This is a genomic window from Leptolyngbya sp. KIOST-1 (assembly GCF_000763385.1).
Taxonomy (GTDB): domain Bacteria; phylum Cyanobacteriota; class Cyanobacteriia; order Phormidesmidales; family Phormidesmidaceae; genus Nodosilinea.
On sequence record NZ_JQFA01000002.1, the window covers coordinates 3185098 to 3210757 of the forward strand.

At 58.8% G+C, this 25660-nt stretch carries 16 protein-coding genes; 10 read left to right on the forward strand and 6 right to left on the reverse strand.

What is annotated here, in order from left to right; all coding sequences use genetic code 11:
• Positions 1 to 149 precede the first annotated feature (149 nt).
• The 6 genes from NF78_RS14065 (at position 150) to NF78_RS14090 (ending at position 13203) form a co-directional block, all read left to right on the forward strand.
• A complete protein-coding gene (locus NF78_RS14065) occupies positions 150 to 641 on the forward strand; it encodes a hypothetical protein (protein WP_035987304.1) in 492 nt (163 codons plus the stop codon).
• Between the two features lie 110 nt (positions 642 to 751).
• Complete coding sequence (locus NF78_RS14070) at positions 752 to 3532, forward strand: UPF0182 family protein (protein ID WP_035987309.1); 2781 nt, start codon at positions 752 to 754, stop codon at positions 3530 to 3532.
• Between the two features lie 129 nt (positions 3533 to 3661).
• Complete coding sequence (locus tag NF78_RS14075) at positions 3662 to 7198, forward strand: hypothetical protein (RefSeq protein ID WP_156119765.1); 3537 nt, start codon at positions 3662 to 3664, stop codon at positions 7196 to 7198.
• A 274-nt stretch (positions 7199 to 7472) separates the two neighbouring features.
• Positions 7473 to 8768 carry an adenylosuccinate lyase gene (gene purB, locus NF78_RS14080; protein ID WP_035987315.1) on the forward strand — a complete coding sequence of 432 codons (1296 nt, stop codon included), beginning with the start codon at positions 7473 to 7475 and terminating at the stop codon, positions 8766 to 8768.
• 818 nt (positions 8769 to 9586) lie between these two features.
• Positions 9587 to 10672, forward strand: a complete 1086-nt coding sequence (locus NF78_RS14085; protein ID WP_072016079.1) for a glycosyltransferase family 4 protein — start codon at positions 9587 to 9589, stop codon at positions 10670 to 10672.
• Positions 10673 to 11130: 458 nt separating this feature from the next.
• Positions 11131 to 13203, forward strand: a complete 2073-nt coding sequence (locus NF78_RS14090) for a cation:proton antiporter (RefSeq protein WP_035987318.1) — start codon at positions 11131 to 11133, stop codon at positions 13201 to 13203.
• A 67-nt stretch (positions 13204 to 13270) separates the two neighbouring features.
• Here NF78_RS14090 and NF78_RS14095 read toward each other — a convergent pair whose 3' ends face one another.
• Positions 13271 to 13708: a DoxX family protein gene (locus NF78_RS14095; protein ID WP_412768523.1), complete on the reverse strand. Its 438-nt coding sequence runs from the start codon at positions 13706 to 13708 to the stop codon at positions 13271 to 13273.
• A gap of 432 nt (positions 13709 to 14140) precedes the next feature.
• Between NF78_RS14095 and NF78_RS14100 the strand changes: the two genes are divergently transcribed.
• Entirely contained in the window at positions 14141 to 14560 is a 420-nt protein-coding gene (locus tag NF78_RS14100; protein ID WP_035987324.1) for a hypothetical protein, read from the forward strand.
• Positions 14561 to 14910: 350 nt separating this feature from the next.
• On the opposite strand, the gene NF78_RS14105 is transcribed toward NF78_RS14100, so the two are convergent.
• Positions 14911 to 15999 (reverse strand): hypothetical protein, encoded by a 1089-nt coding sequence (locus NF78_RS14105; RefSeq protein WP_052050414.1) that lies wholly within the window; start codon positions 15997 to 15999, stop codon positions 14911 to 14913.
• 65 nt (positions 16000 to 16064) lie between these two features.
• A complete protein-coding gene (locus NF78_RS14110) occupies positions 16065 to 17360 on the reverse strand; it encodes a hypothetical protein (protein WP_035987327.1) in 1296 nt (431 codons plus the stop codon).
• A 610-nt stretch (positions 17361 to 17970) separates the two neighbouring features.
• Here NF78_RS14110 and NF78_RS14115 point away from each other — a divergent pair.
• Positions 17971 to 19326 (forward strand): UDP-N-acetylmuramoyl-tripeptide--D-alanyl-D-alanine ligase, encoded by a 1356-nt coding sequence (locus tag NF78_RS14115; protein WP_035987330.1) that lies wholly within the window; start codon positions 17971 to 17973, stop codon positions 19324 to 19326.
• An 89-nt stretch (positions 19327 to 19415) separates the two neighbouring features.
• Here the strand turns inward: NF78_RS14115 and NF78_RS14120 are convergent, their stop codons facing one another.
• From NF78_RS14120 to NF78_RS14130, 3 genes are all read right to left on the reverse strand, one after another.
• Entirely contained in the window at positions 19416 to 20507 is a 1092-nt protein-coding gene (locus NF78_RS14120) for a DUF3086 domain-containing protein (RefSeq protein ID WP_263970600.1), read from the reverse strand.
• Positions 20508 to 20668: 161 nt separating this feature from the next.
• Positions 20669 to 21058: a DUF3119 family protein gene (locus NF78_RS14125; RefSeq protein WP_035987336.1), complete on the reverse strand. Its 390-nt coding sequence runs from the start codon at positions 21056 to 21058 to the stop codon at positions 20669 to 20671.
• A 167-nt stretch (positions 21059 to 21225) separates the two neighbouring features.
• On the reverse strand, positions 21226 to 22011 hold the full coding sequence (locus NF78_RS14130) for an MlaE family lipid ABC transporter permease subunit (protein ID WP_412768524.1): 786 nt from the start codon (positions 22009 to 22011) through the stop codon (positions 21226 to 21228).
• Positions 22012 to 22452: 441 nt separating this feature from the next.
• Between NF78_RS14130 and NF78_RS14135 the strand changes: the two genes are divergently transcribed.
• Positions 22453 to 24036: a M16 family metallopeptidase gene (locus NF78_RS14135; RefSeq protein ID WP_081972620.1), complete on the forward strand. Its 1584-nt coding sequence runs from the start codon at positions 22453 to 22455 to the stop codon at positions 24034 to 24036.
• Positions 24037 to 24146: 110 nt separating this feature from the next.
• Positions 24147 to 25646: a M16 family metallopeptidase gene (locus NF78_RS14140; RefSeq protein ID WP_263970601.1), complete on the forward strand. Its 1500-nt coding sequence runs from the start codon at positions 24147 to 24149 to the stop codon at positions 25644 to 25646.
• The last annotated feature ends 14 nt before the right edge of the window (positions 25647 to 25660 follow it).

Here is a 25660-nt window from a genome sequence, read left to right on the forward strand (position 1 = left end):
CAGGTAACTACCGCTCAATTTTGGCAATTCCGCAGGAGCTTATTAAATGTTGATAATAGCGCCGACTATCGGGGGTCGGGGGTAGCTGGGAATGCTAAGGACAATCACTCCGTCTTGGCGGCCCCGGAGCCCAGGGGAGATGGCGTAAAATGGCACTATTCAACCGTCGGGTGTGGATCAACTTTTTGGGGCTGCTGCCCGGCAGTCTGGTTACAGTACTGGCGATCGCCGTCGCGTTTCTGAGGTTCTATGACCAACAAGACTTCCAATTCCTCAGCATCGTCGCCCAGCCCCAGCTCTGGAGCAACCGACTCACTGTGGCAGCCCTCCTGGCTGCACTGGCTAATTTCGGCGTTGAGTGGAACCGTCGAAATCGAGAAGGAGACCGCGAGGCTGAGGCACGAGACCGCGAGGCTGAGGCACGAAACCGCGAGAATGAGAGAAGAGAACGCGAAAATGAGAGAGCAGAACGCGAAGCTCGACGAAATCGACAGGAAGCTCGACGCGATCGACAGGAAATACGCTACCGCAAAGCCCAACTCCGCTACCAGCTCGACCCCAGCGAACCCCACCGCCGAGAGCTAGGGTTGGTGCTGGCGGCTTTGGAGGAGTACGAGCAGACCCTGGAGGAGATGCTCTAGATCGCTGAGCCTGCCGGGCCCAGGTCAAAAAAACTTCACCGAAATACAGGAGTTGGGGGCCGTTACGCTAGGATCGAGCCCTGGTAAATCCCTCACGTTGCCCCTCCCCTGTGACCTATTCCCCCGCAAAAACCTGGCGTTTGCGTCGCCTGCTGCCCTGGTTGGTGGCTATCACCCTGCTGCTGGTGTTCTCCGGTGCTCTGGTCCATCTACTGACCGAATCGTGGTGGTTTGAGTCAGTGGGCTATGGGTCAGTGTTCTGGCTGCGGCTGCGGTGGCAGTTGGGGTTGGGGCTGGGGACAGCGATCCTCTATGCCGGGGTGCTGTGGGTCAACTACCAGATCGCCCAGCGGATTACCCGCGATCGCAGCTACCGCTTCCTCAGCCGCTACAGCGACCTCACCCAGCGCAACTACCTGGAGCGGATGATCCATCTGGGGGTATTGGGGCTGATCCTGGTGATCACCCTGGGGGTGGCCCTCCAGGCCGCCGGGGCCTGGCAGCGGGTGCTGCAATTTCTCAATCCCACCCCCTTTGGCACCGTCGATCCGATCTTTCAGCGGGATATTGGCTTCTACATCTTTCAGTTGCCGCTGTGGCAGGGCCTCCAGGAGGATCTGCTGGGGCTGCTGGTGTGGGCCCTGCTGATTGCCGCTGGGGTCTACGCCCTGAAGGGGGAGGTGCGCCCCGAGCGCGGCTGGAAGTACTTTCTCACCGGGGAGGCCAAGGCCCACCTGTGCCTGCTGCTGGCGGCGATCGCGGTGGTGCTGGCGGCGGGCTTCTGGCTCGATCGCTACGGGCTGCTGTACTCGGGCAGCGGGGTCATCTTTGGGGCTGGCTACACCGACGTCCACGCCCGCCTGCAAGCCCTCAGGCTGATGGGGTTTGTCACCCTGGCGGTAGCAATGCTGTTTGTGGTGGCCCTCACCCGCAGTGGTTTTTCGCTGCCTATTTTTGGCATTGCCATCTACCTGGGGGTGCTGGTGCTGGTGAATGGGCTGTACCCCTGGTTTCAGCAAAACTTTGTGGTCGAGCCCAACGAGCTCACCCTGGAACGCCCCTATATCGAGCACAATATTGCCTTTACTCGGCAGGCCTACAACCTCGATAACGTTGCCACAGAACCCTTTCGCGCCGAAAATGACCTTACCCGCGAGGCGATCGATGCCAACACCCCCACGGTGGGCAACATTCGCCTGTGGGACTACGCCCCGCTGCTGAGCACCTACAAGCAGCTGCAAGAAATTCGCCTCTACTACAACTTTGAGGATGTCGATATCGACCGCTACACCCTCAACGGCGACTACCGCCAGGTCACCCTCTCGGCCCGGGAACTGCCCGTGGAGCAGCTGCCGCCGGAGGCCCAGAACTGGATCAACCGCCAGCTCAAATTCACCCACGGCTTTGGGGTGGTGATGAGCCCGGTGAACCAGGTCACCGCCAACGGGCTACCGGAATTTTTCATTCGCAACGTGCCCCCCGACAGCACTGTCGATCTGCCCCTGGACCAGCCCCGCATCTACTACGGCGAAGGCACCCGCAACTACATCTTTACCGGGGCCAACACCGACGAGTTTGACTACCCCCTGGGGGACACCAACGCCGCCTACCGCTACACCGGAGTCGGGGGGGTGCAGCTCAACTCGTGGCTGCGGCGTCTGTTCTATGCCTACGACCTGGGCAATGCTCGCCTTCTCATCTCCAACTATTTCAGCCCCGAGACCCGCATTCACTATCACCGACTGATCACCGAGCGGGTGCGCCAGGTGGCTCCCTTCCTAACCTACGATAGCGACCCCTACCCGGTCGTGCTGGACGGGCGCATCAAGTGGGTGCTGGACGGCTACACCACCAGCGATCGCTACCCCTACGCCGAGCCGCTCAACTACCGCACCGACCTGATCTCTCTGGTCGAGAGCACCAATCCCCTGGTGCGCAACAACATCAACTACATCCGCGATGCCGTCAAGGTGTTCGTCGACGCCTACGACGGCACAATCGAATTCTATGCCCGCGATCGCAGCGATCCGCTGCTGGCCACCTTCAGCCGCATCTTCCCTGCCCTGTTCAAGTCGATGGACGATCTGCCCGCCAGCTACCGCGATCACCTGCGTTACCCCCAGGACATTTTTACCGTCCAGGCCCAGATGTATCGGGCTTTCCACATGGAGAATCCCGAGGTCTTCTATAACCGCGAAGACCTGTGGCGCTTTCCAGAACATGAGGAGGACGGGGCCACCCAGGCGATGGAGCCCTACTACATCATCATGAAGCTACCCCGCCTGGAGCGGGAGGAGTTTTTACAGATTTTGCCCTTTACCCCCGCCAACCGCGACAACATGATCGCCTGGATGGCGGGCGGCTCCGACGGCGACAACTACGGCCAACTGCTGCTCTACGAATTTCCCAAGCAGGAGCTCGTGTTTGGCCCCACCCAGGTCGAAGCCCGCATCAGCCAGACCCCAGAGATCTCAGAGCAGCTCACCCTCTGGAGCCAGCAGGGGTCGCGGGTGATTCGCGGCACCCTGCTGGTGATTCCGGTGGAGCAGTCGCTGCTCTACGTGCAGCCCATCTACCTGCGGGCCGACCAGGGCGAACTGCCCGAGCTGCGGCGGGTGATCGTTGCCTACGCCGATCGCGTCGTGATGCGCGAAACCCTGGAGCAAAGCCTGGATGTTATCTTTGGAGAAGCGAGCACACCGCCAACCACGGCGCCCCCCGAGGGAACTCCTGCGCCGATCACCACGACCACAGCCGAGCTGGTGCAGGCTGCCCTGGAATCCTATCAGACGGGGCAACAGGCGCTTCAGCAGGGTGACTGGCAGCGCTATGGTGAGGCCCAGCGGCAGTTGGAAAGTCTTTTGCAGCAGCTAAATCAACAAATTCCTTAACATTTAGGACGCTATTTCACCAGGTTCGCATGCCGCTAAAGGTTGATTGTGCCAATATCAGTCGGCACGGGCATACTATAGGGAATTCTCCGGCCCTTGCGCTGAATTCATCGAATTCAATAGACCTCTATGTCTACTACGCCTCCCAATGTTCTGCAATTGGCCCGCCAGGGTGACCCAGACGCGATCGCGGCTTTGATGAATCGCCATCTCGAGGCCCAGGGCATTACCGCCCATGTGGTGCAGCAGGAAAGTACGCTCCAGGTCAACCTCGAAGGGGCTGAAATTCCCAATCAGGCCGATCTGGTTGCCTACGTCAAAAAAGGGATTACCGGACTGGAGCTGGCGACGGTTCACCACCTGACGGTGAGCGGCAAGCAGTCGGGGTCCGACACCAGCGCCTGGCGTGAAGATCTGGTGCTGCAAACGGCCCCCAACGACCTGGATTTTGATTTAAATTTCGACACCGCCGCCGGAGATGCGATCGCGGCAGACAATCTCCCCAGCGACGACCTAGATCTGGGGCTAGACCTCGACAGTTCAGCGCTGGATACCACCGAATTTGGCGATCTCGACGGGTTAGATGCCGCGCTGGGCGGCACCGATCTGGACCTGGATTTGGATCTTGGCGATGCTGAACCGGGGCCAGAAGCGCCTGCTGACTTTGAGTTGAACTTTACCGACAGCGACTTTGGTCTCGATCTGGGCGATCTGAGCGATGCCGACGCCGAACCGGCCCTCGCAGACAGCCTCGACCTTACCTTTGACGAGGGTACCGACGCTGCCCTCGACCTCGATCTGGGCAGCAACGACTTTGGCAGCAATGACCTGAGTAGCAGCCTGAGTGACGATCTGGCCAGTGAGAACAGTTTCGACCTGGATCTGGGGCTTAGTGACGACAGCCCCGCCAGCCCCGTCGACCTCGATTTTGATCTGGGGCTCACCGACACCGCCGAGCCTAGCGCCGAGCCAGCGGACCTTGACTTTGATCTGGGGCTCACCGACACCGCCGAGCCTGCCGCCGAGCCAGCGGACCTCGACTTTGATCTCGGTCTCACTGAAACCAACACCGAATCTGCCGCCGAAGCTGAGGATCTCGATCTAGATTTCGACCTCGACCTCAGCGACGGATCGTCTGAAGCCGATGCCCTCGCCGCTCTAGGCACAGAAGAACCAGGCACAGATCTGGACCTCGATCTGGACTTTGACCAGGAGACTGCCGAATCTACCCCCACCAGCGACCTGGACTTTGACCTGGGGCTGAGCGAGAGCACCACCGATGCCGCCGAACTAGATTTGGACTGGGCCGAAGAACCTACCGCCGACGGGTTGGACCTCAGTTTTGATGCAGCCGATCCCCTGGGCGCAGCCAGTGCCGCCGAGGAACTGGAGCTGGAGACCGCTGGCTTCGACCTCGATCTGAGCTTTGCTGACGCTGACCCAGACACGAGTAGCACTGATCTAGACCTGGGTTTGGGGGCGACCGAAGGTTTCACACAGGATGACTTCAGCACCGACCTGGGGTTTGACACCGCCGATTTTGACCTGGACTTTGATGGCGAAGCGGCAGTTCCAGACGTGAGCCCAGCAGCGAGTCTAGAGACTGATAACGAGCTGGACCAAGAGCTTAGCGACTTCGACGACGACGCAGGGCTGGATCTGGATGCAACCGATGACTTGGACGCGATCGCAGGCGTTGAGCCTCCCCCAACTGACTCCGGCTTTGACTTCAACACCCCAGCGGCGGTGAAAGCCCCCGACATTGACACCGATCTAGACGATCTGTGGAACGATGCCGAGGCCAGTACCCCTGCACCTGCAGCCGCCGACTTCGCCGCCGTCGATGACTTGGCCGCGTTCGATACCGACCTGACCGTCGACAGCCCGAGTACGGACGCATGGGACGATTTAGGAACGGACGATCTAGGAACGGACGATCTAGGAACCGTTGATCAGGCTCTGCCTGAGGCTCTGGAAACCGACGACTTCCCCCCGCCGCTGACCACCCCTGAGGAGAGCGTCTTTGAAGACCTGGGCGCGGCTGCCGATCTCGACCTGGCAGCGGAGCCCCTTACCGACGATTGGGACCAGCCCACCACTGATTTCCCTTTGGGGGATGAGGCCGATGCCAGTTGGGATGTCACCGCTGACTTTGACCCCATGGCCCTGGACAACGGCGAAGATTTAAGCGTCCCCTTCAGCGATCAGGTAGACCTGGGGGTCACGGAGGATTTTTCCGCCGACCAGCTGAATGAAGATCCCCTCGGCGATGCTTTGTCTGCCAATCAGGAGTTTGCCGTCGAAGACCCGGACGCTGCTGTTGACCCAGCCTTTGGGGCGGAGCCGGAAGCAGACTGGGCGGTCCCTGGGGCAGAGGCTGAGCTTGGGGACCTGGCTATGCCAGCCTGGGAAGACGCCGATAGCAGCTTTGACCCAGATCTCGCTGTCGACCTGAGCGGCGTAGCCGAGGCCGATCTGGGCACCGAATTTGACCCCAATCTGGTTCTAGACGCACCAGCTGATGGTTTAGATGATGGTTTAGATTCGGTTGCCAACCCCTTTGAAGCAGAGGCCTTTGTAGAAAACGAGGCTCCCTACTTTGGCGCCACTCCCGACTTTGCGGCAGAAAGCTTCCCTGAAACATTTGATACCAGTACCACCCCAGGGTTTGCTCCGGACCAGGACACCGATTTGCCCTTCTCTACCATGGAGCTAGATCAGACAGCAGCGGGAAATTTTGCCCCCGATCTTGCCCTGGACGACAGCCCCAGTCCGCTAAACGCCTATGACGATACCTTCCTGGAGCAGCCCGTTGAGAGCTACTCCGAGTTCGACGCCGAACCCTCCCCTGTTCCTCTGGGGTTTAGCGATCAATCAGACGAGGACTTAGCCTTTGAATCGGTGGAGCTGGAGGGCAGTGATTTTGCTGGTACTGCTGGATTTGAAACCCCCGGCTTTAATGTCGGCAGCTTCAACGGGGAAACGGATTTTGATAGCCCAGACTTTGGGGATGATGCCGACTTTGACAGCCCGGACTTTGGCGACGATAACTTTGGAGTCGATGCCTTTAGCGACAGCGGGCAGGACAGTAACGGCTTTATTCAAGACCGCAACGGCACAGCCCCCATGGACGATGAGCCCGATGCCACCGACGATTTTATTCAGGAATTTGGCTCAGATCCCTCAACTCACGTTTCGCTCACCCCCGATCAATTTAACGACGACGGCAGCGTACGGCGATCGGGCGGATCCGGTCTGCCCCTGCGACTCATTCTAGGGCTGGGACTGGGGGCCCTGGTGCTGGCCCTGGCGGGGCTACTGCTGAATGGATTGCTGGGGCGGCTGCGGCAGCCGGGTACAGGCGAACCCACAGTCACCGAGCCTGCGGCCCCAAATCTAGACTCGCTGCCAGCGGATCCTGAGGTCGTGGCCGAGGCTGACCTCTTCCGGCAGGCGGTCAACGCCGCCCAGACAGCGGCCAACCAGGCTCAGACAGCGGCAACATCGGCTCAATGGCAGGAGGTGGCCGACACCTGGGCCCTGGCAATTGACCTGATGCAGCGGGTTCCCGACTCTGACCCCAACTACGCCACGGCTCAACAAAAAGCCGTAGAGTACCAGCCCAACTTGAGCTACGCCCAGCAAAACGCTGAGCGCTTGCCATAGCGGCAAAATGCCGCTATGGCAGCGTCAAAGCTAAAAATTAGGGTTCCCGTAGGTTGGGTGAAGCGGAGCGTAACCCAACGACAGTCAGCCTTTTGGGATTCTGCTAGCGCCCCACCCAACCTACAAACCTAGGTTTGACAGAGCACTGGTTTTGGCTGGAGGAGACCGTGGTCCTGGCGATCGCGGTCCCAGGTCGGGATGAAGTATAGTGCGGCAATTCTCCATCCCGGAGAACAGCCGGGTAAAATGGGACGGTTGTATTCAGACCAAAGCCTTGATTGAACGCTATACTCTGCCCGAAATGGGCGACCTCTGGACCGACGACTACAAGTTCAAAACCTGGCTGCGGGTCGAGATCGCCGTGTGCGAAGCTCAGGTCGAGTTGGGCTATATTCCCCGGGAAGCGGTAGCGGAGATCAAGGCCAAGGCCAAATTCGACCCCAAGCGCATTCTCGAGATCGAGGCTGAGGTGCGCCACGACGTGATCGCCTTCCTCACCAATCTCAACGAGTACGTGGGCGATGTGGGGCGCTACATCCACCTGGGCATGACAAGTTCCGACATGCTGGACACAGCCCTGTCGCTTCAGCTCGTCGACAGTCTCCAGGTGATTATGATCCACGTGGAGAAGCTGATCCAGGCCATTCGCTACCGGGCTCAGGAGCACCGCGACACGGTGATGATCGGGCGATCCCACGGTATTCACGCCGAACCCATTACCTTTGGGTTTAAGCTGGCGGGCTGGCTGGCGGAAATGCTGCGCCACCGCGAGCGGCTGGCTCATCTGCAGGATGCGATCGCCGTCGGCAAGATCTCCGGCGCGGTGGGCACCTACGCCAACATTGACCCCCAGATCGAGGCCCTGGCCTGCCAAAATCTGGGTCTGCGCCCCGATACCGCCTCCACCCAGGTGATCTCCCGCGATATTCACGCGGAGTTTATGAACGCTCTGGCGCTACTAGGAGCCTCCATCGAGCGGTTTGCGGTAGAAATCCGCAACCTCCAGCGCACCGACGTGCTGGAGGTCGAAGAGTTTTTCTCCAAAAAACAGAAGGGCTCCTCGGCCATGCCCCACAAGCGCAACCCCATTCGCTCCGAGCGCCTGACCGGAATGGCTAGGATTTTGCGGGGCAATGCCATGGCCGCCCTGGAAAACGTAGCCCTGTGGCACGAGCGAGACATCTCCCACAGTTCCGTGGAGCGGGTGGCCTTCCCCGACAGCTGCATCCTCACCCACTTCATGCTGGTGGAGACCACTGAATTGGTGAAAAACCTGCTGGTCTACCCCCAGAATATGACCCGCAACATGAATGTTTACGGCGGTGTGGTGTTTAGCCAGGGGGTGCTGCTGGCCCTCGTCGACAAGGGGCTATCCCGCGAAGAGGCCTACGCGATCGTCCAGGGGTGCGCCCACCAGGCCTGGAATACCGACGACGGTAACTTTAGGGCGTTGATTGAGGCTGACCCACAGGTTGCAAGTCATCTATCGCCTGAAGAGCTTGACCATTGCTTTAACCCCGATCGCCACCTGCGCAATCTCGATCAGGTTTACCAGCGCCTGGGGATTTAAGCTTCTAGAGCCCTCAGGCCCCAGAGCCATCGCCTTGCCCCACGAGCGATGGCTCTAAAGAACCCCAGCACTGGGAAAAAGGGTGTTATACCAAATCCGAATTACACAACCCCGATTCATAACCAGCAACGCCGGGAAAAGGCACTTCTCTGCTGACAGACAATTTGTGGTGGGACTTTGCGGTAAGAAAAACCTTTCCTGCAATGGTTTCATAGGCTGTCTGCTGGGCGGTAGCGATAGGCCATGCTTCCTTTTTTCCACCTTAGAAAAGGACATTAGATACAAAATTTTCTTATCTAACCTCTTTGTTCTAGAAAGTACAGCAAAATAATTCCCAACCTTGCTTTGCTTCAGTTTTAATCTGTTCTTCATCGGCACTTAGTCAATTACACCACCATCTTTAGCCTTAGCAAGCTAATAAAATAGAAACACTATTTGTAGTCTTGGTCGCCGTATTGAAGCCTTCAATATTTCCCTTGTTAACCCATCGTTCTTAAGGAAATAATTCACTCCTGTAATCAGCTAATGTCAGCAGACAGCACAACAAGGAATTAGCTTCTATACCTTTTGACAGGTGCGATCGCAAATTCTTTGCCATAGTTTCTAGAGGCTAACCAAAGCTCTCCGCAGTCATAGACTGATGTCGAAGACAGGTTAAACAGGCGGATACATTCCAGGGTGGAGAATAGTCCAGCAATATCGCTTCAAACTATGGCGATCCCAGCTTTCTTGGGGGAGTGTAGGGTGAGCATGCCAGGACAATGTTGATCGAACATTGAGCCCGTTCCGTATAGTTGTCTCCAAAGCATCTCAATTATATGAATTATCACATTGTGCTCCATCGCGAGATGGATTTAGCTGCCCAAGCTGAGCAAGCCAGGTTGGGACTGTCTCCCCGCCATGCCATGGGGCAGTTGGCTAAACGCCTGGGGGCCACCGTTCATGCCCCTCCTGAGCAACTGCCCACGAACCGCCAAGATTACCTCCTGAGCAAGCTGATAGGCTCTCCACAAAACTGGGCTTTCGCTCGAAAACTTGTTCATCAGTTTGGCCCAGAGGATACGGTTTTTTGCAACAGTGCTGCCGCCGGGTTGCCTCTGGCTGGGCTGCTGAAAGACCGTCCGAACCGGCCTAAGCTCGCTATCTTTGCCCACAATCTCGATCGCCCCCGCAGCCGCGTTGCGCTCCGGGTGCTCCGGGCAGCCTCTAAGGTAGATTGGTTTGCAGCCTGCTCTCAGCACCAAGCAGAGTTCTTGAAGCAGTTCCTTAAGCTCCCCGATGAACGAGTGAGCTTTGTTTGGGATCAAACCGACCTCAATTTCTTTTCGCCGGGTCCACCGTCGCCCCGAAAGCGGCGACCCATCATTGTAAGTGCTGGGTTGGAGAAACGAGACTATCGCACTCTGGCGGCCGCAACGGAGGATCTGCCAGTGGACGTTAAGGTCACCGGCTTTTCTCAGGATGCTGTGAATCTTAAGAAGGCTTTTCCAAAGGTGCTGCCCGCTAACATGAGTCGCCAGTTCTACGAATGGCCTGATCTGCTGCAACTCTATCGCGATGCGGATGTTGTGGTTGTTTCAACCTTTCCTAACCGCTATGCCGCCGGTGTGCAGGGCATGATGGAAGCAATGGCCTGTGCCCGGCCAGTAGTGGTCACCCAGACCGAGGGCCTAGGGGTTTACCTCGCCGACAATGGGGGAGTGGTTCAAGTCAAACCTGGAGATGCAGTGGCCATGCGCCAGGCCATTGAGCAGCTTTTAGACCATCCAGAGCAGGCCGATCGCCTGGGTAAAATGGCGGCGGCGATCGCCCAGGAGCGACACGACAGCGATCGCCATATAGCTTGTCTGGCCCAGGGGTTAGAAAAGCTGCGGGAGGTACCTTCCTTAGTCGCCATTCGGTAAGCCCGTACCCCACTCTGTGAAATCGGTTAGACAGCCCTCTAGTGGGATGGCTCTAGTCAGTCCGCCTGAGACATTTTCTAATTGGTCTGGGGCGATCGCGAAGGCAGCGCTCTGCTGGCGCTCGCTGCGATCGTTCATCGCGCTGCAATGGTAGCGAGGGCCATCGTTTGGCCTATTGCTCCCTTACCACGGTTGCGACCAGGGGCAGCGCAACGGCCTTCAGCCACCATCTAAAGCGGATCGGCCATGGCCTGACTGTTCTGGCTATGGCTACAAAGCCTTATACTAAATTCGCCTTGGCTACCCTCGGTGGGGCCGGTCAAACGCCGTTTGCCCCTGCGCAAACCTCCTGTTTTCACCGGAGTTATGCGATTCGGATTTGCCCTGAAAAGAGCCCAGCTTTTCATCGTTGGGGTGGCGTGCCAGCGGCATGGACAATTGGTAATGGAGGCGCTGTCGTGAACGGACTGCTGAACTTTCTACCCGACAGCCCCATCGTGTCATTTACGGTGCTGCTGCTGGTCACACTGATTATTCCGCCCATTTTTGAGCGGCTGCGGTTGCCGGGACTGGTGGGGCTGCTAGCGGCGGGGGTCATCCTAGGCCCCAGCGTCCTGGGTTTACTCGATCCCGCTGGCGATGTGGAAACCCTGCTATCTGACGTGGGCAAAATCTACCTCATGTTTGTGGCTGGGCTAGAGATTGACCTTAAAGACTTTAAGCGCACCCGCAACCGCTCCCTGGGGTTTGGCTTTACCACCTTTGCAGTGCCCCTCACCACAGGCTTGCTGCTCAGCCGGGCCTTTGGCTTCGACTGGATTGCAGCCGTGCTAATAGGATCGCTGCTGGCCTCCCACACCCTGCTGGCTTACCCAATTGTGATGCGGCTGGGGGTAACCAAAGAACCGGCTGTAACCGCTACCGTTGGCGCCACCATCTTTACCGATATTGGAGCGCTGCTGGTTTTGGCCATGTGCGTTGCCGCCGAGGCCGGAGAATTCTCGGCGCAGACTGTAGCGACCCAGTTGTTCATGCTGGGAATTTTCGCCATTGCCGTGCTGGTGGGCATCGACTGGGCCGGCAAGCAGTATTTTCAACGCAACGGCGATCGCGAGGGTAACCAGTTTTTATTCGTGCTGGCGGCGGTCTTTTTGGCGGCGGTGGGATCGCAGCTGATCAACGTGGACAAAATTGTGGGGGCGTTTTTGGCTGGGCTGGCGGTCAACGATGTGGTGGGCAACGGCCCGGTCAAAGAAAAAGTGGAGTTTGTCGGCGGGGTGCTATTCATTCCATTTTTCTTTGTCTGCATGGGGCTGCTGCTCGACCTGCAAGTCTTTGTGGAGTCGATGACGACCAACCTGGCCTTTACCCTGGCGCTGACGGGCACCCTCATCCTCAGCAAGTTTGTAGCAGCAATGGCCACCAAGCCCTTCTACGGCTACAGCTGGTCCCAGGTGTTGACCATGTGGTCGCTGTCGATGCCTCAGGTGGCGGCGACTCTGGCTGCAGCCCTGGTCGGCTTGCAACAGGGCATTATTTCAGGTCTGGAATTTAATGCCGTGATTGTCATGATGCTGGTCACGTCGGTAGTCGGGCCACTGCTCACCGCTCGCTTTGCGGGTCGGCTGATCAATCCCAAGCTGCCCCGCGTCGAGACGGCTTCGCTGTGGTTTGACTACGGAGCGAACCCTGACAACCACCAGGGCTCAGACATTACTGGCCCTTTTACTGTGGTGGTGCCCATCTACAACCCCGTAACCCAGCGCTACCTGATTGAGATGGCGGCTCTGCTAGCGAGCCACGAAAAGGGCTTTGTCATTCCGGTTACGGTAGCCCGCGCCCACGTACACATGGATGACCCCAACCTGGTAAATACCCTGGGGCAGTGTCGCAAGCTGCTGCACAAGGCAGAAACCCTGAGCCAGGATCTCAACGCTCAGGCTTACTCGGTGCTGCGGATTGATGACGACGTCTCGGAAGGGATTACTCGCACCGCCCGTGAACAAAACGCCAGCCTAATTTTACTGGGCTGGAGTCGTCGAGGGTTTCGGGCCAGACTGTTTGGCACCCTGGTGGATGAGGTGTTTTGGTCTAGTCATTGCCCGGTTGCCGTAGCCCGTCTGCTCACCGAGCCGATCCACATTCACCGCATTCTGGTGCCAATGAAAACGGTCACTCCCCAGGCCGTCCGCACGGTGCGCTTTGCCCAAGTGTTTGCCGACACTCACAATGCTTCAGTAACTCTGCTGCACGTGTGCGATCGCCACACCCCCGACGATCAGGTTAAAGCCCTAGAGACCGCTTTCAGTAAGGCCATGACCGAAGGTCCCCAAATTAGCTGGAACCTGCGCACTCTTCCTGGCGACAACCCCGCCGATGTCATTCTCGAAACCGCTCAATCCCACGACATGATTGTGCTGCGATCGATGCGGCGACGCACGGCGGGCGGCTTAGCGGTGAGCGATGTTACCCACCAGGTGATCGACGAAGCGACTTGCTCCCTGGTGCTGTTTGGCGAACCCCATACCTAAAGCAGCATCAGCCTCTCAAAAGCCCCAGGTAAAAGTCGACCTGGGGCTGCAAGAACGCATGGGAAACCTACAGACCGGATTTGGTTTCGGCCTTAGCGTCATCCGAGAGCTGAAAGACAGTTTCCAGGGACGCCCGCTTACCGTCCGCCTGCTGTGTCAGCAGACCACCCAGCAACCTGGTCAACAGCGCATCCACAGAAAATCGGCCGCCGCCATTGATGGCAAAGAAGAGGAAGGTGGCTGCGTAGAGGGCCGATAGCTCCAGGTAGGGAATGCTCAGCCCTGCCACTTTAACGTGGTGGTACATGGCTACCGTCATGGTAAAAAACAGGCCCAGGGCGGCGGGTCGGGTGAACAGGCCCAGAGCGACCAGAGGAGCGCCAATCAGCTCGGTAAAGGCGGCCATGTAACTGAGAGTAATGGGAAAGGGCAGCCCCAGGTAGGCCACATAGGCCTGGGCGAAGCTTTCGATGTTGGCCAGCTTGTCGAGACCGTTATGAATCATAACGATACCGGCTACAACTCTCAGAATTGTCCAGGAAATCTGAAAACCGATATTTACGGACTGATTTGGCTGAAGCGCAAGGCGGCCAAGGGATAGGATGCGTTGCTGAGCAATCATGGGATTAATAAAAGTTAACTTCGTCATTAATTATGCTAACGAAGTTTTAAGAGAAATAAAGGGTCTGCTTACACAAATTTGCTTTGCTCACGAAAAATAGAGGTCGACGGTGACTTCGGCGCCCAGGCTTGGGATAGATTGCACCCGCCAGGCGATCGCACCCAGTCCACCGACCGTCTTTGACCCACCCTGTCGGCAAGTAGGATCCCTGAGAGACAAATTAACTTTTGTATCTAGTTACTCCGTCGCCTTGTGATGAGGCGTAACGGAACTTGATAATTAGATCAACAACGCAGATTCTTCAAGGACATACCCATGGGTTTAATCAAGGCTATTTTTGGGGCTATCTTTGGGCTGATTGGCGGCATCTTCAAGACCGTTGGCGGTCTGGTGGGTCTGGGCAAAAAGTCTGAATTTTTCATGGAACTCGATGAGGTTGACAGCGGCAGCCAGCCTGCGATCGCCCCCAGCGAACCCGCTCCCGCGGCTAAGGCTGTAGAAGCCGCTCCGGCGAAGGCGTCTAGCCAGGCCACTAAAACTGCCGCTCCAGCCGCCAAGGCTCCGGCCCAAAAGGAGGCCAAAGCCCCCGCCCCAGCGACGCCCGCAGGGCCCGTGCCCACTGGCTTTGCCACCAACTATCTGACCAGCGTGGGTACGGCTCTGCCTCGCCGTCGCCGTCCCGGCCCCAGCCTGTCGCCCTTTATGGATATGGCCAAACAGGTCAAGGCCCGCTAACTCACCACCGCAGCTAGTGCAACGTCAACACTAAAATTTAGGGTTCTCGTAGGTTGGGTGGAACGAAGTGAAACCCAACAGCAGCTAGCTTTATTGGGTTCTGCTAGCGCGCCACCCAACCTACAAATTTAGTCCTGACAGATCACTAGGGGCTGTCGTCAATTAGCGCTAAACGCTCAGAAATCAAGGCTTACAGCCCCTAGCCTGGCTTTTGGGTCGGGCTTGGCAAAGCTTGATATACCGGGCTTTTGGCCAAACTTGATCCCACGGTCTGGGTGTTGAGCGATCGCCGGATCGTATGTATACTCCATGACAAACCCGGATCTGCCATCAGCGGATCCGGGTTTGCTTTAGGTCGGGTTTGGGGCGGCAGCAAAAAACCTGAGGCTGCTGTAGAGATGAAAGCCCACATCCCAGGCCGAGGGCAGCGATCGCGCCAGGTCGATGTGGGTCTCAAAGGGAGGCAGCAGCTCGATCAGCTCGAGGGCGCTTTCCCCGAATCCATTAAAGTCAGTGATTGGTGCTGGGGCAATGCAGTCTTCAAAGTAAGCTCGCATCGCTTTCCAGGTGGCCGAGGCAATCAGCGGTGAGGAAGGCACCGCCCCCGGAGGCAGGGACACAGAATCGCGGTATTTGTAGGTGCGATCGCAAAACCGCAGCACACAGCCTCGCTGGTGCAAATGCCAATCAATGATCTCGCTGAAGTCCTGGGTGGCGTCTTTGCGCTTGAGCTTGCCCCGGGCATCTAGATCTACAACCGATTCATAGATGGGTAGCTGCCCTACCACCCACTGCGTAATGTCATCCCAGGCGAGCTGAATAGTGCCCTGCTGACCAGCCTGGTTTTGGCATACCACCGTCAGCTGTGGCTCCAGCGCCTGAATTGCCTGCACTCGAAAAGTGGACAACCCCTTTACCTGGTCGGTCGTGGCCCAGCGGGCCGGGGTGCCCACCGCCTGTAGCTGCTCACAGAAGTACTGCAGTTCTCCCGCTGGCCCCACCCGCAGCAGTCGCCAGGACTTGCTGGGCAGACGAGTGCGGGCCGTGTAGGCGTCAATCTGCATGACGCGGGCCAGGCCTTGGGCCGCGGCCTCCCGGCGATCGCCTGTTACCGGTTCCAGGGCCAGCACCGCCGCCGTGGTCGCGCCCGGCTGCTGCTTGGCGGCCAGGAGTTCGTGCTCGCGGCGCTGGGCCAGGCGATCGCGCACCCGCCGCACGCCCTCGCGCGCATTCAGCATCACCTTGGGGTTGGCGGTACTCTGGAGCAGCCGGGTATAGGTGACCTGAGCTTTTTCAAACTCCTCCTTGGCCTCCCAGTACTGCCCAATAGCCAGCTTCAGCCACGGATCCTGGGGGGTCTTTTGCTGCCACTGCTTGATCAGCTGAGCAGCCTGGGTAAGCTGCTGGGCGCCCAGAGCGGCAGAAACAAGGTCGTACATGGTGACTGACGGAGATCTTCGGTGCGTGGTACGACTTTAACACCGTCTTCGGCAACCGCCTTCGACTAGCGGGAGTGAGTATGGGAGAGATCAACGCTGCCAAAGTTGAGGCTAAGGGCAATGTTGATATTTTCAAACATGTTGACCAGCCAGGCTACTGTTTCGCTGGAGGCAGTTTCGTAGTGGTTGAACAACACGGAGAAGCGCCGCTCCAGAAAAGGCTTCACCTTGTGGCAGATCAGCAAAATTCTCAGCAGCAACCCGGTGGTCTGTACCGGCCCCAAATTGTTGATCAAGTCGAGGAAAACGTAGTGCTGGCGGCCGGCAGTAGGATCAACCACCAGAAAATTGAACAGATTGCTGCAGGTGCGCACCCGGAGGAAGTCATCTACGGGCCGACCGTCGCTGTCAGAAAACGTTGAAAGCAGATGGTCTTCCAGCATGGATTTGAACTGACGCTGGCTGTAGCCCACGTTCACGTCAGCCATGATGTAGTCAAACAGGTCTTCTTTAAATTCTCGGAACGAGGCCCCCTGGTTGTGGGTGAGTAAAAAGCGCTGGGCTCCGTCACGGTAGCTCGGGCCGTGGTCCCGGCGACGGGCAAAGTGCTTGAGGGAGGAAACCAGGTCCTGATCGTTCAGCAGGGTGGGATTGGGCACCACCCGCAGCTTCTGGATGCCGTCCGTCTGCCCCTGGCGATGCAGCCTCCCCTGGCGCATTCGATAGGTGACGTAGTGGGTCAGATCGACCTCAAACTTGTGCTGGGCCTCCACCTGTATGGAGCGCACGTACTGCTGATGCTGGAGGTCGCTGTCTTCGGTCACCAGGCAGTGTTCGTAGAGGTAGGGATAGCGGTTGATCAGTGAGCCCAGGGGCACCGCCTCGGCCTGGCGGGGACGGGGTAGGGCAGAGTGCCGCGCCTCAATGATGCGGGCCAGGCGCTTCAGAGCTAGATACTGCTCGGTGTCGCGGAACCCGTGGGTGACCTGCCGCAGACGCCGAACCGATCGCGATCGCGACAGTTCCAGCACCCGATCGTTGGGGACTGACTCCAGTAGCTCAACTAAAATGGGAATGGCCGGCTGTAGCTGGGTGTTGGTCTGCCAGCGATTGATCAGAATGTGGCAGCAGCGATTGAGAACGAAGCGGAAGTATTCTTCAATTTCGGGACTGGCGAGGAGGCGGTCGAGGGCAGCTACGACATCGCGATCGGGGTAGCCGCATCCATCCAAAAACAATGACTGAAATCGATCAATCATCGCATCGGGAGACTCTACCGCCACACAGGCCAGCAGATGACTGTACAGGCGCTGCTCGTCGGCGGTAGTGATTCGATTGTTATAGGTCGCTTTTGTCTTCACGGATTCACCGCCCTTGCCCCATCCCCGGATAGGCCTACGCGTGTAGCCCCCCATCGGTTGGGATGAGAAAAACTTTGGAAAATAACCAACAGCTAGAGTACGAAGCTGGAAGATGCACGGTCTCGATGGCAGTATCGGTCCTCAACCTTATTAAAGGCGGTAGACAAGCTTGTCCGCGTCAGTTTTTACACCGGGCTGCCGCTTGAATACCTCTAGATTACTGCGTGAATTTTCTAGTTTCTGAGATTATGTCAGAGGCGTTAACGAAATTCCGGTAAAGTTTGCTACCAGACCGTAAGGTAAGCATGAACATGACCTCAGTCTTCAGCCATCGGTGGTGTCTACTCCCTTCCTCCATCAATCTCCAAGACTTTAAGCCACAGTGGTACCGATGGGAAGAGGGCCTAGAACCATCACCGCCGTCAGTCGCCCAACCCTACAAACTGCCGCATAGCTACACCCGATAGAGATTCAGGCGTAGAGTACCCAAAGGCGGGGGCGGGCTTGTCAATTTTCCCTACCCAAATTCCCCTACAATCAGGTCACTCTGTAGAGGGACGCTGGTCGCAAGCGGTTAGTGCCATCCCTGCAGCACACGTTAGGTGAAGCCATGGGTTTTTCATCACTAGCTACCCTCGCGGCGGTAATCGGGGCCTCGCTGGAAAGTATTCCGCCCCAGACCCAGGAAGAAAAGGTATTAAATATTACCACAGACACGCGGGAATTACGGGGAGGAGACCTGTTTGTAGCCCTGGTGGGGGAGCGCTTTGACGGCCACAGCTTTGTGGAGCAGGCGATCGCCCAGGGCGCGATCGCAGCCGTGGTAGAGCAGGGCAAGTCTCTACCCCACCTGCCCTGTCTGCCGGTGGCCGACACCCTGACCGCCTACCAGGCCCTCGGCCACTGGTGGCGATCGCAGCAGGCCGCCAGCATTGTTGCCATCACCGGCTCAGTGGGCAAAACCACCACCAAGGAGCTGATTGCCGCCGCGCTGGCCACCCAGGGGCGGGTGCTCAAAACCCAGGCCAACTACAACAACGACATTGGCGTTCCCAAAACCCTGCTGCAGCTACAGCCGGACCACCGCTTTGGGGTGGTGGAAATGGGTATGCGTGGGCCGGGAGAAATCGCCCGCCTAGCCCGGATTGCCGTCCCCGATGTGGCTGTGATCACCAATGTGGGAACGGCTCACATCGGTCGGCTGGGGTCGGAGCAGGCCATTGCCGATGCCAAGTGTGAACTCCTAGCGGAGCTGCCGCCCCAGGCCACAGCGGTGCTCAACCACGACAATGCCCGGCTGATGAGCACCGCCAGCACCGTGTGGGGCGATCGCACCCTCACTTTTGGGCTGGAGGGGGGCGATGTACACGGGCACCTGCTCGACAGCAAAACCCTGGAGGTGGAGGGCGTCCGGTTGCCCCTGCCCCTGCCGGGTCGCCACAATGCGTTGAATTTGCTGGCGGCGATCGCCGTGATGCAGGCCCTCAACCTTGACTGGCGAGGACTCAGCACAGGCCTCAGCGTCGATCTGCCCAGCGGTCGGGCCCGCCAGGTGCGGCTGCCCCACGACATTGTGGTGCTCGATGAAACCTATAACGCCGGGGCCGAGTCGATGACCGCTGCCCTCTACCTGCTGGCCGAAACCCCAGGCCAGCGCCGCCTTGCCGTACTCGGCACCATGAAAGAATTGGGAGAACAATCGGTGGCGCTCCACCGCCAGGTCGGGCAGGTGGTCAGCCAGCTGGGGTTGGATGGCCTGCTGACCCTGGCCGATCCGGAGGAGGCCAGGGCACTGGCCGAAGGCGCAAGCGACGTTGAGGCGATCGCCTTTGCCGACCACAGCAGCCTCACCCAGCACCTGATCCAGATGCTGAAACCGGGCGATCGCGTCCTGGTTAAGGCCTCGCGATCGGTTGCCCTGGACCGGGTCGTCGATGGCCTGATCGCCGCTCTGAGCGAGGCTTAGGCTCTGCGGTTCAAGCCCACCCGTGGACCCGAAACCTGAGACCGTAAACCCTCCTACCTGATCATTTTGGGTTTGGCAGCCCCTTACCCCTAGTAGTAGTCAGACTCAACCACTGGATTCATCGGGTCGGGGGCGAAGGCCAGCCACAGCGGAAACTGGAGCAGCGCCAGGCTAATTACCGCCTCAGCTTCGTCTACGACGATGAAGGGCAGCCCATTGTCGGCGGTAATGCGATCGGCGCGCTGGGCCAGAGGCTCTGGCGCATCGAACAGCATCACCCCCTGCCCGGTGCCAAAGTCCGCCCGAGAGATGCCCAGGCAGTCCTGTAGCCCCCGTCGCCAGTCGCCCAGGCGCTCGGGGCTATTGGACAGCACCAGGGTACGCAGGCGGTTGCCGTAGAGGGCGTGCAGAATCGACAGCGCCGCCGAGGCTACCAGCACGTTTTGCAGGCGACTGCCCATGCTCTTCACCGCGCCGCGCCCGCCCTGGGCAAAAAACCAGTTGGACACGCGATCGGCGTGGATCGGCTCGAAGGTGCGCCGCAGCTGCCAGAGCGGCCCGTAGTAGTCGGGCCGCATCCGGTACTGGTCGAGCAGGCTGCGAATGCGCTCGGTCTGGTCCTGAAACGCGTTGGAGGCAAAGGCAGGTTGGGTGGAGGCAGGGTCGGCCCCAGCCCGGCGAGGGGCAGCGGTGCGACTCGAACTGCGATCAGCCGCTGGCTCAGATCGGAACTCGGTCTCGAAGCGGCCCCGATCCTCCCCTGGGGAGGTACCTCGCGATCGCCCCGGCGAGGACAGGTTGAGCTGCTCCGCCGCCGCCGACAGGTCTTGCAGGCTGCCCACCAGATAGTCCTTAAAGCCCTGAACCCGCACCGCCAGGTCCTGGGAAGCGCCCGCAAAGGTGGTGCGCATCTCGGTTTGAATGCGCTCCTGGCGGCGCTCCAGCGCTTCAATTTCTTTTTGCAGCGATCGCTTGCGCTGCTCCAAATCGATGGTGCCCTGCTGCACCATGCGGCCAATATCGGCCTGAATCTTTTGAAACTGATCCTGAGTGAGGCGGTTGTAGGTTGTCTGCAGCTCGGCAATGCTGCGCTTCAGGTCAGCTTCCTGCTGACGCAGGGCGTCTATGCGCGTACTCCAGTCTGACTTGAGACCAGCGGACTCAGACACGGCCGGACTCATACCAGACTCGAAACTGCCGTTGCCCCCCCTGCTCTCTGGCCCCAGGTTGGATTTTGGTAACTCCTCTGCGGTCATAACGGCTCCCATAGACCCTGATGTCAGGGTATCAGATGAGGGTCAGGTTCGCCTTCGCTCCAGACCTCCCCAACCACTGCCCCTGCCTAGGGTTCATCTTTAGCCGCTGCACAGTGAGTCTCTAAACAGGTGCGCAGTTCGCTGGGGCTAAACAGCACCGGCAAAAAGTGAATGCTGTTAATCTCACGGAAGTAAAACAGCACGGGAATTGGATGCCAAAAGATTTCCCAATGCTGCCACTCGGCGTAGGGAAAGTGGCGAATGACCGTGTCGCGCCGGTATACCTCCAGGGCGCTGTCGGTAAATCGCAGCGTCAGCGTAAGGGTCTGCACCAGCAAAAACAAGCCAAAGAGACCCACCACAGCCCCCAGCCAGAGCTTGAGCAGCGCCAGGGGAATTGCCAGGCTGAGGATAGCCAGGGGAATCCGATAGCTGCGGGACAAATCGGTGTAGGTGGTGGCGGAGGTAGACGTCACAGCTAGTTAACCCAAAGGGACTACCTGAAAGTATAGATGGCTCAGCGGCCAGAGTCAGGCCAGGCCAGATCCTGTTCTGAATTTATGCATACAGCGTTCAATCAAAGCTTCAACAGCTCTCGTCGATGGCAGACTCTCATCGATAGCAGATTTGAAGGCGATCGCCCCTAGAAGTTGCTGATCACCGCACTACCAGTGCCCTGGAACATCAGCCAGGACAGAAAGAAGTTGCTGATAAAGATAGCCAGCAGGGCCGTCACCACCGCCGTGGTGGTCGATTGGCCCACCCCCTTCGCACCGCCGGTGGTGGTGAGCCCCCAGCTGGTGCCAATGACAGCGATCAAAATGCCAAAGAAAAAAGCCTTGATCAGCGAACTGACCAGATCCCAAATGGACAGGAAGTTTTTGGCGGAATCTAAAAAGACCGAAACGGGAATGTTGTACTGGTTGGTGGCAATCAGCAGCCCCCCAGTCATCCCCGTGATGAAGGACAGCACGTTGAGCAATGGCAGCATGAGCGCGCAGGCGATTACTCGGGGAATGACCAGGTAGTCGATGGGATCGGTTTTGAGGATTTGCAGGGCGTCAATTTGCTCGGTAACCCGCATGGTGCCGATTTCGGCGGCAAAGGCTGAACCTACCCGCCCCGCAATGATCACCGCCGTCAACACCGGACCCAGTTCCCGCGCCAAGGTGAGGGCCAGCACCCCTCCCACCGCAGCGCCCGCCCCAAAGCTCAGAAATTCTCGCGTCACCTGGATGGTAAACACCATGCCCACAAAGGCGGCGGTAATCAGTGCAATGAGCAGTGACTCTGGGCCGACCGCAGCCATTTGCTCGACGGTGTTGCGACGGTGGATGGGGCGCGAGATCAGGTGCATGACCACCTGACCAGACAAAAAAATTGCGGCTAAGGCCCGACGGCCCCACAGTTCCAGATTTGAGCTATCCACCGCCCGTGTCAAAGCCTGCCCCCTTTTTGTCGTCTTTGGCTACCTTTAGTGCTTAGTAAGGCCGATATCGGTGGGGCTGACCACCCTATCACCATCTGCAGTGGTTCAATGCGCTTAGACGGGACGCTTAGATCGGTGAAAGAAACCCGAAAAGGCCCGGTGGTAGTCAGGCGGATGGCAAGCGCGATCGCTTCCACCCAGGCCAACGGGCAGGTCCGGTTTTCGCTCGCAGGCCCTGGTCAAGGTTCTAAAGGAACTCTACCCAGGATTTGAGGCTTTGACAACCATCCTAAGGCTGACTGGGCACAGCCTCAACCCAGACCACCTGAGCATCGGGAGGCCCAGTGGTCATTGTCCCTAGGACTCCACTATCCTGAGAGTCGGGGTCTGACTCCTTCCCCGGCCAATACCTTACGCCAATCCTCTGATTGAGTACCGCTTATGAACGCAAAACCACCCACGGTTCGAGGTTTTTGGGCCGGCAAAGTACGCCTGCGCCCAGCCTTAATAGGCCTGGTGGCTTTCGTGGGCCTGTGGCTGTGGTGGCCAATTGCCCCGGCGGCGGCACGCCAGCCCATGCAGACCGCTCAGTCAATTCAGCCCTACCTGGACCGGGTAGCGGAGGCCATCACCGAGTTCAGCCTCGACAACGGCATGAGGTTTATTGTGCTGGAGCGGCACCAGGCTCCAGTGGTGTCGTTTATGATTCATGCCAACGTGGGGGCGGTGGACGAAGACGATGGGAAAACTGGTGTGGCCCACTACCTGGAGCATTTGGCCTTCAAGGGCACCAGCCGCATTGGCACCAGGGATTTTGCGGCGGAGCAGGTGCTTTTTACCCAGCTCGATGCCATCTTCGATGACTTTTTAATCGCCTACGCCGCTGGCGATGCCGACAGGGCAACTGAGCTCCAGGGGCAGCTGGCGCAGCTACAGCAGGAGGCGGCCAGCTTTGTAGTGCAAAACGAGTACGGCCAGATTGTGCAGCAGGCTGGGGGAGTGGGCCTCAACGCCACTACCTCCGCCGACGAAACCCGCTATTTCTATAGCCTGCCTGCCAACAAACTGGAGCTGTGGATGTCGCTGGAGTCGGAGCGCTTTTTAGACCCGGTCTTTCGGGAATTTTTCGAGGAAAAAGAGGTGATTCTGGAAGAGCGTCGCATGCGGGTCGACAATTCCCCCATCGGCACCATGATTGAGCGCTTTCTGGAGGAATCTTTCGTCAGCCACCCGTACCGCCGTCCGGTGATTGGCTACCAGGAGGACCTGCTTCTGGCCACCCGCAACGACATTCAAACCTTTTACGACACCTACTACGGGCCTGGAAACCTGACTGTAGCTGTGGTTGGCGATGTTGACCCCGCCGAGGTGCGGCGGTTGGCTGAGGTCTACTTCGGTCGCTACCAGGCTCGGGCGGTGCCGCCTGAGCCCGTCGTTGACGAGCCGCCCCAGACCGCACCGAGGGAGTTTGCCCTGGCGCTGCCCTCTCAACCCTGGTATCTGGAGGGGTACCACCGGCCCAGCCTGAATGACCCCGACCACGTCATCTACGGCATGGTTGATAGCCTGCTGGTGGGGGGGCGCACCTCAAGACTCTACGAGACCGTAGTAGACAACGCCCAGGTAGCCCTCGACATCGGCAGTTTGAATGGGTTTCCGGGCGATCGCTACGACAATATTTTTCTGCTTTACGGCCTCACCGCCCCTGGCCATGCGCCTGAGGAGATTGGGGCACTGTTTGCCCAGGAGCTAGAGCGGCTACAGCAGGAGCTCGTCAGCCCAGAGGAGCTGGACCGGGTGACCACTCAGGCCAGGGCCGACCTGCTGCGGCGTCTGGCCTCCAATAGCGGTATGGCCTCGCTGCTGGCCGAGTACCAGGCTAAAACTGGCGACTGGCGCAATATCTTCGACAACCTCAGGGCGATTGAGACGGTGTCGGCGGATGATATTCAGCGGGTGGCGCAGACCCTGTTTCGCCCCGAAAACCGTACCGTGGGCAAGCTGGTACAGGCTTCGGCTGAGTAGTCGAGGCGGCCAGCGGGCCGACCCCTGTTGTCCCGCCATGGTATGAGCGGCCAGAACAGGCCTCTTCAGGATAGTCACCCTTCAGACCTACGGTATTGGAACGCACAGTGATGAACGCGATTAGCTGGTTTATGGGTACCCGCCGCAGCCTACGGCGTCGAATGATGCCGCTGTTGGCCCTGGTTGGGGTGTTCGCTGTACTGCTGCTGGCCTGGCAACCCGCGGCCAGTGCTCTCACACCGCGCCACTACGACGAGCTGGAGTTTCCGCCCCTGCGCGATATTGAAATTCCAGCCTACGAGCGTTACGAATTGCCCAATGGCTTGGTGGTCTACCTGCTCGAAGACCACGAGTTACCCCTGGTGAGCGGTAGCGCCACCTTTCGCACGGGCGGACGGTTTGAGCCCAGCGAACAGGTTGGACTAGCGAGCCTGACGGGCGAGGCCATGCGGGTGGGGGGTACCACTAGCCTGACCGCCGACGCCCTCAACCAGGCCCTGGAGCAGCGGGCCGCGTCGATCGAGACCAGCATCGACACCAGCGAAGGCAGCGCCAGCTTTAATGCCCTGACTGAAGATGTCGCCGACGTCTTTGCCCTGTTCGCCGATGTGGTTCAGCGGCCTGCCTTTGCCAATGACAGAATTGATTTGCTCAAGCGCCAGTACAGCGGCAGCATTGCCCGCCGCAATGACAACCCCGACAGCATCACCAGTCGAGAGTTTCGCAAGCTAGTCTACGGGGCCAACAGCCCCTACGCCCGCACGGTGGAGTACGCTACTCTGGCCGCCATTGAGCGGCAGGACGTCGAGCGGTTTTACCAGGCCTCGATTCGCCCGGAGCAGACCATTTTGGGCATTGTGGGCGACTTTGACAGCGCCCAGATGAAGCAGTGGGTCGCCGACTACTTTGGCCGCTGGCAGGGGACTGGTCCGGCGCTGGATACAGCCCTGCCAACGGTGGAGCAGGCCAGAGCGGGGGTGTTCAAGGTGGAGCAACCTCAGCTCACCCAGAGCTACATTCAGCTGGGCCACCTGGGGGGGCAGCTTGACTACCCCAACCATGCCGCCCTGGCGGTGATGAACGAGGTGCTCAACGGCTTTAGCGGGCGCCTGTTTAACGAGGTGCGATCGCGCCAGGGGTTGGCCTACTCGGTCTACGCCTTTTGGGCTCCCCGCTACGACCACCCGGGGCTATTTGTGGGCGGTGGACAGACCCGCTCTGAGGCTACAGTGCCCTTTATCCAGTCCACGCTGGCGGAAATTGACCGCATCCGCACCGCGACCGTCAGTGATGGGGAGCTCGCCCAGGCCAAAGATGCCGTGCTGAACAGCTTTGTGTTTAATTTTCAAAATCCCAGCCAGATTCTGGCTCGGCTGATTCGCTACGAGTACTACGACTACCCCCAGGACTTTGTGTTTCAGTTCCAGGACCAGGTGCGCGAGGCTACCGTAGCCCAGGTTCAGGCCGCTGCCCAGGCCAATCTGCGCCCGGATCAGATGGTTATTTTGGTGGTTGGCAATTCGGCGGCCATTCAGCCCAGCCTGGACGCCCTGGCCCCCAATACCGCCGTGACGCCCATCGACATCACCATTCCCTCGCCCGGAGCTTGAGCTTAAGGGGGCTG